Below are 14,057 nucleotides of genomic sequence, written 5' to 3' on the forward strand. Positions count from 1 at the left end.
GTCACGTGCCCCACTTTATCCGGCTGCTCTGGAGAGCCTGATTCAATGAGCGAGAGCGCCTTTTCAAATCGCATCGTGCAAAGCCTGCTCGATACCGATTTCTACAAGCTGACCATGATGCAGGCCGTCCTGCATAACTACCCGAACGTGGACGTCGAGTGGGAGTTCCGTTGCCGCAACGGGGAGGACCTTCGCCCCTATCTGGATGAAATCAAGCACCAGATCGAGCTGTTGTGCGAGCTGTCGCTGAGCCCTGAACATTTGGCTTTTCTGGAGCGCATCACCTTCATCAAACCGGATTTCCTGCGCTTTCTCGGGCTGTTCCGCTTCAATACCCGCTACGTGAAAACCACCATCGAGAATGACGAACTGTGCATTCGCCTGCATGGGCCGTGGTTGCATGTCATTTTGTTTGAAGTGCCGCTGCTGGCCATCGTCAGCGAAGTGCGCAACCGGCATCGTTACCCGGATACCCTGCTCAGTCAGGCGCGGGATCGTCTGTATGACAAGTTCGAATGGCTGACCACGCATGCCACGGCAGATGAACTGGCCGAGCTGAAAGTGGCGGACTTCGGCACGCGCAGGCGGTTTTCCTATCGTGTGCAGGAAGAAATGCTTGGTGTCCTGAAAAACGACTTTCCAGGTCAGTTCGTCGGCACCAGCAACGTTCATCTGGCCCGTCAGCTGGACCTGAAACCCTTGGGCACCATGGCTCACGAATGGATCATGGCCCATCAGCAGCTGGGACCGCGTCTGATCGACAGTCAGATCGCCGCGCTTGATTGCTGGGTCCGCGAATACCGCGGCCTGCTGGGGATCGCGTTGACCGACTGCATCACCACCGATGCCTTCCTGAACGACTTCGATCTGTACTTCGCCAAGCTGTTCGACGGTTTGCGCCATGATTCGGGCGACCCGGTGAAGTGGGCCGAAAAATGCATCTCGCATTACCAGAAGCTCGGTATCGACCCGATGAGCAAGACGCTGGTGTTTTCCGATGGGCTGAACCTGCCCAAGGCGCTCGATATCTTTCGTGCGTTGCGCGGACGCATCAATGTCAGCTTCGGTATCGGCACCAACCTGACGGCCGACATCCCCGGCATTGCGCCGATGAACATGGTATTGAAAATGACCGCTTGCGCCGGTCAGGCCGTGGCGAAAATCTCTGACGAGCCCGGCAAGACGCAGTGCAAGGATCCGAACTTTGTCGCCTACCTGCGGCATGTGTTCAAGGTGCCGGATTTGCCGAGCCCGGAAAAACCCGCTTGAATTGTCCTATTTACGAGGAGTGAATCATGCACGCCGTACAGCGCCAGATTGCTGAACAGCTCAAGGTCCAGCCACCTTTCGCGGACCAGAACGCGCTGCAGGCCGAGGTCGCCCGCCGCGTCAACTTCATCAAGGAGTGCCTGCAGAACGCACGGCTCAAGACCCTGGTGCTCGGCATCAGTGGCGGGGTAGACTCACTGACGGCCGGCCTGCTCGCTCAGCGTGCGGTCAAGGAACTGCGTGAAAGCACGGGCGACAACGCTTATCGCTTCATCGCGGTGCGCCTGCCTTACGTGGTGCAGGCCGATGAGCACGAAGCCCAGGCCTCTGTCGATTTCATCGAGCCGGACGAGCGCCATACCATCAACATCGGCAGCAGCGTCAAGGCACTGGCCGCCGAGGTGAAGGCGTTCGACGGACTTCCGGCGACCTCGGTGGATTTCGTGCTCGGCAACACCAAGGCGCGCATGCGCATGGTCGCGCAGTACACCGTCGCCGGGGCCTATCATGGGCTGGTGATCGGCACTGATCACGCGGCCGAAGCGGTGATGGGCTTCTTCACCAAGTTCGGCGACGGCGCATGCGACCTGGCACCGTTGAGCGGTCTGGTGAAAAACCAGGTACGCGCCATCGCCCGCCATTTCGGCGCACCGGAATCATTGGTCGAGAAAGTACCGACTGCGGACCTGGAAGACCTGTCACCCGGCAAACCGGACGAAGCCTCGCACGGCGTGACCTACGCCGAGATCGACGCCTTCCTGCACGGCGAGCCGGTGCGCGAAGAAGCGTTCCGGATCATTTGCGAAACCTACGCCAAGACTCAGCACAAACGCGAATTGCCGTACGCGCCGTGAGAGGGTGCGGAACGAGAGAGCTGCAACACTATCGTGCCCATGCTCCGCGTGGGTACGCCTTTCTGGACGCTCTGCGTCCTATCCGGAATGTACGGCGCGGCGCAGATCTGTGACGCAGAGCGTCACCCAAGGCATTCCCACGCTGGAGCCTGAGGAACGATGATCTCAACTCGTGCGACGCTCCTCACACGCCTCAAGGGACCTGTCGTTACTTCAGGGTCACAGCGCCTTTCATCATGCTGATGTGCCCGGGGAAGGTGCAGAAGAACTGGTATTCCTGTGCCGGGTCGAGCTTCGACACGTCAAACGTCACCGCGTCCTTTTCGCCAGCGCCAATGACTTTGGTGTGGGCGATGACGCGGCTGTCGTCCGGCTTCAAATAGTCCTTGTCGATGCCCGCCGCCATGCCGTCGGTGACGATTGCCTGGGTGTCGGCCTTTTTGCCCAGCACCCAGTTATGGCCCATGACATTCTTCGGCAGGCTGCCGGAGTGAGTCAGGTTGACGGTGAATTCCTTGCAGCTCTTGTCGATCTCAATGGCTTTGGTGTCGTACATCATTTGATCGGTCGAATCGACTGTGACCGAGCACTCGGCAGCCAGCAATTGACCACTGGCCAATGACAACAGCGAAATCGCTACAAGCTTGCGAATCATTTGAATCTCCAGGGCAGGACTTGATTAACGTAAAACTGATGTAAGAAGAGAGTGCCCGATCAGGGCCGGGGTTCCAAGAACGTGCGTCAAATGGTCCCGCGGACGCTCGCGACGGAGCGCCCTTCTGAAGAACGATTCACGGGAGCAGGTAATTAGGCGCTGACCGGCATCACCGTCACCCTCACCTCAGGATCATGCGTGCCGCCGCCCAGAATCACGCCACGCAACGGCGAGACATCAGAGAAGTCGCGCCCCCAGGCCAGGCTGATATGCTCCAGCGCAGGCTGCACATTGTTGGTAGGGTCGAAGTCGACCCAGCCAGAGGCCGGACAGAATACCGAGACCCAGGCGTGCGAGGCGTCGGCACCGATCAACCGGGGTTGGCCCGGTGGCGGCTGGGTCAGCAGATAGCCGCTCACATAGCGCGCCGCCAGGCCACGGGAGCGCAGACACGCCAGCATCAAGTGGGCGAAGTCCTGACACACGCCTCGCCGCCGCTCCAGCACTTCCACCAGCGGCGTGGCGACCTGAGTGGCCTCTTCATCGAAGGTAAACTCCTCGAAGATCTTTTCCATCAAGGCCTGCACACACAGCAACAATGGACGGCCCGGCGGGAAACAGACCTGCGAGAACTCGACGAACGAGCGCTTCAGGTGAACGTAGGGGGATTCGAAACGATAGCGGCAGGCCTCCAGAATATCTTCGGTCATCGGCTTGGCGCTGTATGTCAGCGCGCTGCGGGTCACTTCCCATTCGGGCGACAGATTGAAGTCCAGAAACGGCTTCTCCATCACCTCGATACGCAACCGCGCATTGACCTGCAATTCATCATGTGGACGCTCGAAGGCCAGACGGGTCAGCGGGTTGCCGAATACATCCAGCTCATCGCGACGCGTGGTGGGTTCAGGAAGAATCTCCAGCGCCTGCTCGGTGCAACGCTGCCAGGGACTGCTGCGCGGCCACAGGTGCGCCAGTTGCTGGGCCAACGAGACCGGGCTGTCGTACTTGTAATGTGTGTCATGGAAAATCTGGTAGAAAGCGCTCATCAGACAGACACCGTACGTTGGCTGACATCATCGACGTGGGCAAAATGGCGCAACGCCAAGCGATCGGACGCCAGGCCACTGCTGTCGCCAATGCTCTGCAGCAGGTCCGCCAGCCCGTCGAGTACGGCGTCGATACTGCTCTGGCCAAACAAAGGATTCTCCAGGCTGCCCAGGTCGAACGCGGCAAGACGCTGCGCCAACACCGTCAGGCTGCTGTCGCGTGGCGCATCGAACTCGTCGTTCAGGCGGCGCAACGAGCGCTGCACCAGCTTGAGCTGAAACAGCACCGCATGCGGGTTCTGCTCGTCGAGCAACAACAGGTCCAGCACCGGAATCAGATGCGGCACCGCCATGTACCGCGAGCGATAGGTGATGCTGCTGTTGCCCAGCTCCAGCAACCACTCCAGCCCGGCCTGTTCGAAAACCACCAGCCCGCGCAAAAACGCCGACAGGCTGGTGCTGAGAAACTTCAGGCGCTCGATACGTCGCCCGATCATCAGGAAGCTCCAGCCTTCGTCGCGGGTCATGTCGTCCAGCGCGAAACCGGAGAGCGCTGCCAGCGACATCACCAGACGGTTGAGAAAATCCAGCAGTTCGCCGAAATCCGGCTCTTCGGTTTCCAGACTCAAGGCTTCGCGCTGCAACTCGACCAGCGCCTGCCAGTTTTCCTTGGATAACTTGCCACGCACTTGCGAAGCGGCCCACTGCAAACGCTGCAAATTGGCGCGCAGGCTGAACGGCCACTCGTCACCCATCAGCGCGACAAGCAGGCGATCCTTCAGCTCTTCGCCTTCCTGCGCCTCGGGCAGCATGCCCAGACTCTCGGCCAGCGCGACGGCGGCTTGCAGCGCAAGAGGGTCATCGTCGTCGACGTAGCGCGTCAGCATGATACGCAGCAGGCGTGCACTGTCGTCACAGCGCTCGCAGTAACGTCCGAACCAGAACAGGTTTTCCACCACCCGTGACGGCAGATAAGGGTCGCGACGAATCAGGTCGTAGACACCCAGCTTACGCTGGCCTTTCCACGGCTCGCCGAGGTGCGAGCGCTCACCCAGCACCCAAGTGTCCTTGCTCGCCCCGCCACGCTGCATCGATACCACGTCGGCGTCGGCTTCAGCGGCCACTCGGGTCAAGCCGCCCGGCAGCACACGATAGCCATCAAGACTGGCCACTGCATACACACGCATGCCAATGGCGCGCGGCTGTAAACCGGTGCCATCAGCCTGTAGCACCGGAGCATGGGACAACTGCGCCAGCTCCTGCGCGACGTAGGCATAGGGCCGCGACTGCATGCGCTGGGCAAGGGCCAGACGCTGCTCCTCATTCAAATCACGGCCAAACACCGGCGCGAAATGTTGCGAGGGGAACGCCGGCTTGATCAACAGATCCGGCAGTTTTTCCAGCGCCTGGGCCAGCACCGGCGGCTCTCCGCACCACCAGGTTGCCACCGAGGGCAGGATCAGATCCTCGCCAAACAGGTATTGACTGATTTTCGGCAAAAAGCCCAGCAGCCCCGGAGACTCCAGCACACCACTGCCCAACGCATTGGCGACCAGCACGTTGCCCTGACGCACGGCCTCAAGCAGCCCCGGCACACCCAGCGCGGAGTCGGTGCGCAATTCCAGAGGGTCGCAGAAGTCATCGTCCAGACGGCGCATGATGGCGTGAACCCGACGCAAGCCGCTGAGGGTTTTCAGGTAGACCGTGGCATCGCGCACCGTCAGATCACCACCCTCGACCAGCGGATAGCCCAGTTGTCGCGCCAGGTACAAGTGTTCGAAGTAGCTTTCGTTGAAACGGCCCGGCGTCAGCAGGACGATCAGCGGTGCCTCGTTGCTGGTGGGCGCCTGACGGGCCAGCGTCTGCTGCAACGCGTCGAAGAAACCCGACAGGTGCCGGACCTGCAGGTCGCGATAGGTCTCCGGCAAGGCGCGCGCGACGCTTTGGCGGTTTTCCAGCGCATAACCGGCACCCGAAGGCGCCTGGGTACGGTCGGCAGTGACCCACCAGCGTCCGTCCGGGGTACGCGCCAGGTCGACGGCGTACATGTGCAGGAACGTGCCTTCAGGGGGCTTCACGCCCTGACACGGCCAGAGAAAGTTATTGTGGCCAAACACCAGTTCGGCGGGCAGCAGGCCATTGGCGATCAGCGTCTGCGCGCCGTAAAGGTCCGCGAGCACTGCGTTGAGCAGCCGTGCACGCTGGGCAATCCCTGCCGCCACGTGCTGCCATTCATCCGCCGCAATGATGTGCGGCAACAAGTCCAGCTCCCACGGGCGATCGGCACCCTTGGGGTCGGCATAGACGTTGTAGGTGACACCGTTTTCCTGAATCTGCCGGGTCAGCAGGGCCTGGCGCTGGATCAGTTGCGCCGCGCTGCTGCGCCGCATGTGCTCGTACAGACGACGCCAGTGCGGGCGAACGGCTCCGTCGGCGTCGAGCATTTCGTGGTAAGTACCCTCGGACAGCGGGTAGTGGTCAAGCAGGTCGGGCATGGAAGGCTCGGCAGGCAACGTAAGGACTTCAGATTAGTGCAGTCAGATGTCACGTCCGTGTGCATCTGACGCACAGAGCCACTGTTTTTTTAATGCAGACGCATATCCAGCGTCATCGGCAGCTCGTCGTTAATGTTGAGCGACGGAACGTCCAGTTTGCCTGGGGTGTGGCCGATGCGGAAGAAACGTGACAGGCGACGGCTTTCCGCTTCGTTGGCGTTGACCGGCAAGGTTTCGTAGTTACGGCCGCCCGGATGGGCGACATGATACTCGCAGCCGCCCAGCGAGCGGTGCATCCAGGTGTCGAGCAGATCGAAAACCAGTGGCGCATGCACGCCAATGGTCGGTTGCAGGCAATTGGCCGGCTGCCAGGCGCGATAACGCACACCCGCGACGAACTCGCCGACCCGTCCGGTCGGCTGCAGGGGCACTGCGACACCGTTACAGGTCAACACGTAGCGTTGCGGTGGCAGCCCGCTGATATGCACTTGCAGACGCTCCAGCGATGAATCGACGTAGCGCACCGCGCCGCCGGCCGAGCCCTCTTCACCCAGGACATGCCAGGGCTCCAGCGCCTGACGCAGCTCCAGCTCGATGCCGTTGACGGCGTAATCGCCCACTTTCGGGAAGCGGAATTCCAGGTGCGCAGAGAACCAGTCGGCCTGCACCGGGTAGCCTGCCGCGTTGAGGTCGGCGACCACATCGGCAAAATCCTGCTCGATGAAGTGCGGCAGCATGAAGCGGTCATGCAGTTGCGTGCCCCACCGCGCCAGCTTCGCGGGTGCGTAGGGTTCACGCCAGAAGCGCGCCACCAGCGCGCGCAGCAGCAACTGTTGCGCCAGGCTCATGCGCGCATGCGGCGGCATCTCGAAGGCTCGCAGCTCGAGCAGCCCCAGACGTCCGGTTGCGCCATCGGGCGAGTAAAGCTTGTCGATGCAGAACTCGGCACGGTGGGTATTGCCGGTGACGTCAATCAGCAGGTTACGCAGCAGACGGTCCACCACCCACGGCGCAACCTGCTCGCCTGGCTTCGGCATCTGTGCAAAAGCGATTTCCATCTCGTAGAGCGAGTCATTGCGCGCTTCGTCGATGCGCGGTGCCTGAGACGTCGGGCCGATGAACAGGCCGGAAAACAGGTACGACAGCGAAGGATGGTTGTGCCAGTAGCTGATCAGGCTGCGCAGCAGGTCCGGACGCCGCAGAAACGGCGAATCTGCCGGCGTTGCGCCGCCCAGCACGAAATGGTTGCCCCCGCCGGTGCCAGTATGACGGCCGTCGATCATGAACTTCTCGGTGGTCAGACGCGTGAGGCGCGCCTGTTCATAGAGAAACTCGGTGCGCTCGACCAGTTCGTCCCAGCTCGCCGAAGGCTGCACGTTGACCTCGATCACACCGGGGTCCGGCGTGATCCGGAAATTGCACAGCCGCGGATCGCTCGGCGGTTCGTAGCCTTCCAGCAGGATCGGGCACTGCAGCTCCTCTGCAGTCGCTTCGATCACCGCCACCAGTTCAAGGTATTCCTCAAGCTTTTGCAGCGGCGGCATGAACAGGTACAGCCGCCCCTCGCGCGCTTCGGCACACAGCGCCGTGCGGGTCAGCCAGTCGGCCGACTCGTCGATCTTCGGCGGGCGCTCGGCGTCCGTGTCTGTGGACTTGAGCGCTGAGGTCAACGAGTCGCTGTCGGCCAGTTCGGGGAAGTCCTGGTTATGGTCGGTCGGATGAATGAACGGGTATTCCGCCGCCTTGACCCAAGGCTGCGACGCCAGCGGCAATCGATAGCCCAGCGCAGAATCCCCCGGCACCAGACGGCAATGCTCGTCACGCAAGTACCAGCGGCCACTCTGCCAGCTGTCACCGTCCGCGTTGCGAGCCAGCGGCAGAACCTGACCGATCATCTTGTCCAGCCCCTGAGCGAAGACCTTGCGCAGACGGGCACGCTCCAGCTCGTCACCCAGCCGCGAATCTTCGGCGGTGACGTTGACTGGCAATGCGCCTTCGCGCCACAAGTAATAGAAATTGTCTTCGTAAGCCGGGAAAACGAAGCGGGCCGGCAGCTTCAGGCGCTCGGCAACACTGGCGAGAAAACGCCCTGCCAGTTCGCCCGTAGCACCGTAGTCACGGGTTTCATCGGCGATCAGCGCATTATTGCGCCACACCGGCTGGCCGTCCTTGCGCCAGAAGCAGTTTAGCGACCAGCGCGGCAACTGCTCACCTGGATACCATTTGCCTTGCCCGAAATGCACGATGCCCAGCGGCGCGTAATGCTCGCGCATGCGCTGGAACAGCTCGGCGGACAGCTCGCGCTTGCGCGGCCCCAGCGCGGCGGTGTTCCATTCGGCGCCATCGCGGTCGTCGATGGACACGAAGGTCGGCTCGCCGCCCATGGTCAGACGCACATCGTCGCGCAGCAGATCGGCGTCGATCTGTCGACCAAGCGCCTGAATGTCCTGCCATTGCGCTTCGGTGTAAGGCTTGGTGACGCGCGGCGCCTCCCAGATGCGTTCGACCGACATTTCGTGGCTGAAATCGGTTTCGCACGGCTCGACCAGACCACTGATCGGCGCTGCCGAGGAAGGCTCGGGGCTGCACGCCAGAGGAATGTGTCCTTCGCCGGCGAACAGGCCGGACGTGGCGTCCAGCCCGACCCAGCCTGCGCCCGGCAGATAGACCTCGCACCAGGCGTGCAGGTCGGTGAAGTCGACATCCGTACCGGACGGCCCGTCGAGCGCCTCGACATCGGCCTTGAGCTGAATGAGGTAGCCCGACACAAAGCGCGCCGCCATGCCCAGATGACGCAACAGCTGCACCAGCAGCCATGCGGAGTCGCGGCACGAGCCCGATGCGTTTTCCAGGGTGAATTCCGGGGTCTGAACGCCGGGTTCCATGCGGATCAGGTAGGCGACGTCCTGACTCAGGCGCTGGTTGAGGCCGACCAGGAAGTCGATGGCCGGAATCGGCTCGCGACTGATGCTGTCCAGATACGCCTGAAATCTCGGGGTCAGCGGCAGTTTTTCGAGGTACGGCGCCAGCTCGCGCTGCTCTTCGCTGGCGTAGGTGAACGGAATGTTCTCGGCGTAGGGCTCCAGGAAGAAGTCGAACGGATTGAACACCGCCATCTCGGCGACCAGATCGACTTCGACACGGAATTCGTCGGTCTTTTCCGGGAAGACCAGACGCGCGAGGTAATTGCCTTGAGGGTCCTGCTGCCAGTTGATGAAATGGTTTTCAGGCAGGACTTTCAGCGAATAAGACAGCACGCGTGTGCGGCTATGAGCGGCCGGACGCAGGCGAACGATCTGCGGACCCAGTTCGACCGCGCGGTCGTAGCGATAGTGCGTGACATGGTGCAAGGCAATATGAATCGACACGGCGTGCCTCCTGCGAGCCTGAACGGTAATTGAGCCGCGCAAGACTTATGCCATCCGGTCAAAGTCGTGCGCCAACGAGAGTGGCATTCCCCGCCTGAACAGGCGCAGCACCAAAATCGTGCCGGCCAAAGCCAACGGTGCAAGGGTCGCACAGTAATAAGGCAGACAGTGTGGCAGAGGGATTGAGTGGGGGGTGAAGAATTGTGAAGGCGTTTGGATACGCATGCGGCGCGTTGCAGGTGTAAGACGCGCAGCTTCACCCAAGGCATTCCCACCCCGTGGGAGCGAGCTTGCTCGCGAAGGCGTCATCACTGAACCACCGCTTTCGCGAGCAAGCTCGCTCCCACAAGGGATTGCAGGTGGGTTTTCAGCACTGCCCGACCCTACATTTCCGGCACTATCAGCACACGAGCACATGATAGGTACACCCACAGAACGAGGAACGATAATACCAACTATCGTGCGACGCTCTGCGTCTGCGCGGATACCTCGCCTTAGCGTGGCACTACTGGCTTGCGCTTGGGCGGTTTGGTGCCTTTGCCCTTGGCTGCATCCATGCGCTCCTTGGCGGCCTGCTTGTTGCGCGCCATGGCGGCAGCCTTGGCCTCTTCACGCTTGTCCCACGGCTTGCTGCCATCGCTTCCGCGTGGCGGCAGGCCGGTGTGCTGGGTCTGGATCAGCGTGGTCTTGGCATTTTTCGCAACCTTGTGGCTGCCCGCTGGCGTCGAGTTCTTGCGGCGCGCGCTCTGATAGCTGTCAGTAGCCGGCTGATGCAACGGGATCAGTTGATCCTTGCCCGGCCCGATCAGGTCGGCACGGCCCATGCGTTCCAGTGCCTCACGCAGCATCGGCCAGCCTTTCGGATCGTGATAGCGCAGGAAAGCCTTGTGCAAACGACGCTGCGCTTCGCTTTTCACGATGGTGACCGCATCACTCTTGTAGGTGACCTTGCGCAGCGGGTTCTTGCCCGAGTGGTACATGGCGGTGGCCGTGGCCATCGGCGACGGGTAGAACGCCTGCACCTGGTCCGCGCGGAAACCATTGCCCTTGAGCCACAGCGCCAGGTTCATCATGTCTTCATCGGTGGTGCCAGGGTGGGCGGCGATGAAGTAAGGAATCAGGTACTGCTCCTTGCCGGCTTCCTTGGTGTACTTCTCGAACATGCGCTTGAACTTGTCATAGCTGCCAATGCCCGGCTTCATCATCTGGTTGAGCGGACCTTCCTCGGTGTGTTCCGGGGCGATCTTCAGGTAACCACCTACGTGGTGAGTAACCAGTTCCTTGACGTACTCCGGCGACTCGACCGCGAGGTCGTAGCGCAGGCCGGAGGCGATCAGGATCTTTTTCACGCCCGGCAAGGCGCGCGCGCTGCGATACAGCTGGATCAGCGACGAGTGATCGGTATTCAGGTTCGGGCAGATGCCCGGGAATACGCAGGACGGCTTGCGGCAGGCCGACTCGATCTCCGGGCTTTTGCAGGCGATGCGATACATGTTCGCGGTCGGCCCGCCCAGGTCGGAAATGACCCCGGTAAAGCCCGGCACCTTGTCGCGGATTTCTTCGATTTCGCGAATGATCGACTCTTCGGAGCGGTTCTGAATAATCCGCCCTTCGTGCTCGGTGATCGAGCAGAAGGTGCAGCCGCCAAAGCAGCCGCGCATGATGTTCACCGAGAAACGAATCATGTCGTAGGCAGGGATCTTTTCCTTGCCGTACGCTGGATGCGGGACGCGCGCGTAAGGCATGCCAAACACGTAGTCCATTTCTTCAGTGGTCATCGGAATGGGCGGCGGGTTGAACCAGACGTCCACGTCGCCATGTTTCTGCACCAGCGCGCGAGCATTGCCCGGGTTGGTCTCCAGGTGCAACACGCGGTTGGCGTGGGCATACAGCACAGCGTCGTTACGGACCTTTTCCACCGATGGCAGGCGGATGACCGTCTTGTCGCGGGTCATGCGCGGGCTGGCGAGAATCTGCACCACCTTGGCTTCGTTGGGGTCCTCGACGTTGCCTTTTTCCTGCTCGATGGCGCAGGCCTGCGTGTCCTGGGTGTTGACGTACGGGTTGATGATCTTGTCGACCTTGCCCGGACGGTCGATACGCGTGGAGTCGACCTCATACCAGCCCTGCGGCGTGTCACGACGAATGAACGCCGTACCGCGCACGTCGGTGATGTCTTCGATCTTGTGGCCGTAGGACAGACGCTGGGCGACTTCGACGATCGCGCGTTCGGCATTGCCGTACAGCAGGATGTCGGCGCAGGCGTCAATCAGGATCGAGTTGCGAACCTTGTCCTGCCAATAGTCATAGTGCGCGATTCGGCGCAGCGAAGCCTCGATGCCGCCCAGCACGATCGGTACATGCTTGTAGGCTTCCTTGCAGCGCTGGCTGTAGACCAGACTTGCGCGGTCCGGACGCTTGCCAGCCATGCCGCCAGGGGTATAGGCGTCATCGGAGCGAATCTTCTTGTCTGCGGTATAGCGGTTGATCATCGAGTCCATGTTGCCGGCAGCGACACCGAAAAACAGATTCGGCTCGCCGAGCTTCATGAAGTCGTCCTTGGACTGCCAGTTGGGCTGCGCGATGATCCCGACCCGGAAGCCCTGGGATTCGAGCAGACGACCGATGATCGCCATGCCGAAAGACGGGTGATCCACGTACGCATCACCGGTAACAATGATGATGTCGCAGGAATCCCAGCCAAGCAGATCCATTTCTTCCCGGCTCATGGGCAGGAAAGGTGCTGGTCCGAAACATTCGGCCCAGTACTTGGGATAGTCAAATAACGGCTTGGCTGATTGCATGTTCAGGACCTACGTTTGCACGTTGGAAAAATCGCGGGCGCGGAATATAGCACATTTTTTGATCAAGTCCGACCACGGTGGTCGGATTTGATGGAGTCGACCCGAAGTCAATCGTCGTCGAAGTTGTAACTGCCCGGCGCCAGGTTCTCGAAGCGCGTGTATTTGCCGATGAACGCCAGACGCGTGGTGCCGATGGGGCCGTTACGCTGCTTGCCGATGATGATCTCGGCAATGCCCTTGTGCTCGGTTTCCGGGTGATACACCTCGTCCCGGTAAACGAACATGATGACGTCGGCATCCTGCTCGATCGCTCCGGATTCCCGGAGGTCGGAGTTGATCGGGCGCTTGTTGGGGCGCTGCTCAAGAGAGCGGTTGAGCTGCGACAGGGCAATGACCGGGCAGTTGAATTCCTTGGCCAGCGCTTTCAACGAGCGCGAGATCTCGGAAATCTCGTTGGTACGGTTATCACCGCTGGAACCAGGGATCTGCATCAACTGCAGGTAGTCGATCATGATCATGGCGATGTCGCCATGCTCACGCACGATCCGCCGCGTCCGCGCGCGCATTTCAGACGGGCTGATACCAGCCGTATCGTCGATGAAAAGCTTGCGGTCATTGAGCAGATTGACCGCCGATGTCAGGCGTGGCCAGTCATCGTCATCAAGCTGGCCGGCCCGCACCTTGGTCTGGTCGATGCGCCCCAGCGACGACAACATACGCATGATCAGCGATTCGCCTGGCATCTCCAGCGAGTAGACCAGCACCACCTTGTCACTGCGCAGCACTGCGTTCTCGACCAGGTTCATGGCGAAGGTGGTCTTACCCATCGACGGACGTCCGGCAACGATGATCAGGTCGGCGGGTTGCAATCCGCTGGTTTTTTCATCGAGATCGGTATACCCGGTCGACAGACCGGTAATGGCGTTGTCGCTGTTGAACAGGGTATCGATACGGTCGATGGCCTTGGTCAGCAGGTCATTGACGCTGACCGGGCCGCCAGTCTTGGGGCGCGCTTCGGCGATCTGGAAGATCTGCCGTTCAGCCTCGTCAAGAATCTCTTCGGCGGTCCGGCCTTCGGGGTTGAACGCACTGTCGGCGATTTCGGTACTGATGCCGATCAATTGCCGCAGCGTGGCCCGGGCCCGGACGATCTGCGCATAAGCCTTGATGTTGGCGACAGAAGGCGTGTTTTTTGCCAGCTCACTGAGGTAGCCCAGGCCGCCTACTTGCGAGGTCTGCCCTTCCTTGTCCAGCTGTTCAGCCAGCGTGACCACGTCAATCGGGCTGTTCTGGTCGGCCAAGCGGGCGATGGCGCGGAATATCAGGCGGTGGTCATGTCGATAGAAATCACCATCGGAAACTTGATCGAGTACCCGCTCCCAGGCGTTGTTGTCCAGCATCAAGCCACCGAGTACAGCCTGTTCGGCCTCGATGGAATGCGGCGGCACTTTCAGGGCAGCGGTTTGCAGATCGTATTGTTCGGGGGCGGAAATATCGTTCATGGCCACTTCAATTCGGGGTTTGCAGAATGGGGATGGCACAAAGACAAAGGGCACGACCTGTGAA

Annotated in this window: 8 protein-coding genes; 2 read left to right on the forward strand and 6 right to left on the reverse strand. The window is 61.0% G+C overall.

The features are described 5' to 3' along the window. Nucleotides 1–45 precede the first annotated feature (45 nt). Nucleotides 46–1,269, forward strand: coding sequence for a nicotinate phosphoribosyltransferase (gene pncB, locus LCH65_RS20715; RefSeq protein WP_024662694.1), 1,224 nt, complete (start codon nt 46–48; stop codon nt 1,267–1,269). Nucleotides 1,270–1,295: 26 nt separating this feature from the next. After that, nucleotides 1,296–2,123 carry an ammonia-dependent NAD(+) synthetase gene (nadE, locus tag LCH65_RS20720; RefSeq protein WP_003317217.1) on the forward strand — a complete coding sequence of 276 codons (828 nt, stop codon included), beginning with the start codon at nt 1,296–1,298 and terminating at the stop codon, nt 2,121–2,123. A gap of 208 nt (nt 2,124–2,331) precedes the next feature. On the opposite strand, the gene azu is transcribed toward nadE, so the two are convergent. The 6 genes from azu to dnaB all read right to left on the reverse strand — a co-directional run bounded on the left by azu (nt 2,332) and on the right by dnaB (nt 13,993). Continuing rightward, the gene (azu, locus tag LCH65_RS20725; protein ID WP_003366351.1) at nt 2,332–2,778 is read right to left on the reverse strand and encodes an azurin; all 447 of its coding nucleotides are present in this window, start codon (nt 2,776–2,778) and stop codon (nt 2,332–2,334) included. 152 nt (nt 2,779–2,930) lie between these two features. Then, on the reverse strand, nt 2,931–3,824 hold the full coding sequence (locus LCH65_RS20730) for a transglutaminase family protein (protein ID WP_003431929.1): 894 nt from the start codon (nt 3,822–3,824) through the stop codon (nt 2,931–2,933). Further along, entirely contained in the window at nt 3,824–6,319 is a 2,496-nt protein-coding gene (locus LCH65_RS20735) for a circularly permuted type 2 ATP-grasp protein (RefSeq protein ID WP_054081313.1), read from the reverse strand. The genes LCH65_RS20730 and LCH65_RS20735 overlap by 1 nt, the downstream gene beginning before the upstream one ends. Before the next feature lie 89 nt (nt 6,320–6,408). Beyond that, nucleotides 6,409–9,687, reverse strand: a complete 3,279-nt coding sequence (locus LCH65_RS20740; RefSeq protein WP_058397721.1) for a transglutaminase family protein — start codon at nt 9,685–9,687, stop codon at nt 6,409–6,411. A 494-nt stretch (nt 9,688–10,181) separates the two neighbouring features. Further along, the gene (locus tag LCH65_RS20745) at nt 10,182–12,491 is read right to left on the reverse strand and encodes a YgiQ family radical SAM protein (protein WP_003431932.1); all 2,310 of its coding nucleotides are present in this window, start codon (nt 12,489–12,491) and stop codon (nt 10,182–10,184) included. Between the two features lie 107 nt (nt 12,492–12,598). Then, the gene (dnaB, locus tag LCH65_RS20750; RefSeq protein ID WP_003366338.1) at nt 12,599–13,993 is read right to left on the reverse strand and encodes a replicative DNA helicase; all 1,395 of its coding nucleotides are present in this window, start codon (nt 13,991–13,993) and stop codon (nt 12,599–12,601) included. Nucleotides 13,994–14,057: the final 64 nt, after the last annotated feature.

Source organism: Pseudomonas sp. MWU16-30316 (genome assembly GCF_020515645.1).
Lineage (GTDB): Bacteria > Pseudomonadota > Gammaproteobacteria > Pseudomonadales > Pseudomonadaceae > Aquipseudomonas > Aquipseudomonas cerasi.

Excerpts from the sequence above, each read along its gene's own strand:
- nadE (WP_003317217.1), top strand. The coding sequence starts at position 1,296 with ATGCACGCCGTACAGCGCCAGATTGCTGAACAGCTCAAGGTCCAGCCA.
- pncB (WP_024662694.1), top strand. The coding sequence starts at position 46 with ATGAGCGAGAGCGCCTTTTCAAATCGCATCGTGCAAAGCCTGCTCGAT.
- dnaB (WP_003366338.1), bottom strand. The coding sequence starts at position 13,993 with ATGAACGATATTTCCGCCCCCGAACAATACGATCTGCAAACCGCTGCC.
- LCH65_RS20730 (WP_003431929.1), bottom strand. The coding sequence starts at position 3,824 with ATGAGCGCTTTCTACCAGATTTTCCATGACACACATTACAAGTACGAC.
- azu (WP_003366351.1), bottom strand. The coding sequence starts at position 2,778 with ATGATTCGCAAGCTTGTAGCGATTTCGCTGTTGTCATTGGCCAGTGGT.
- LCH65_RS20735 (WP_054081313.1), bottom strand. The coding sequence starts at position 6,319 with ATGCCCGACCTGCTTGACCACTACCCGCTGTCCGAGGGTACTTACCAC.
- LCH65_RS20745 (WP_003431932.1), bottom strand. The coding sequence starts at position 12,491 with ATGCAATCAGCCAAGCCGTTATTTGACTATCCCAAGTACTGGGCCGAA.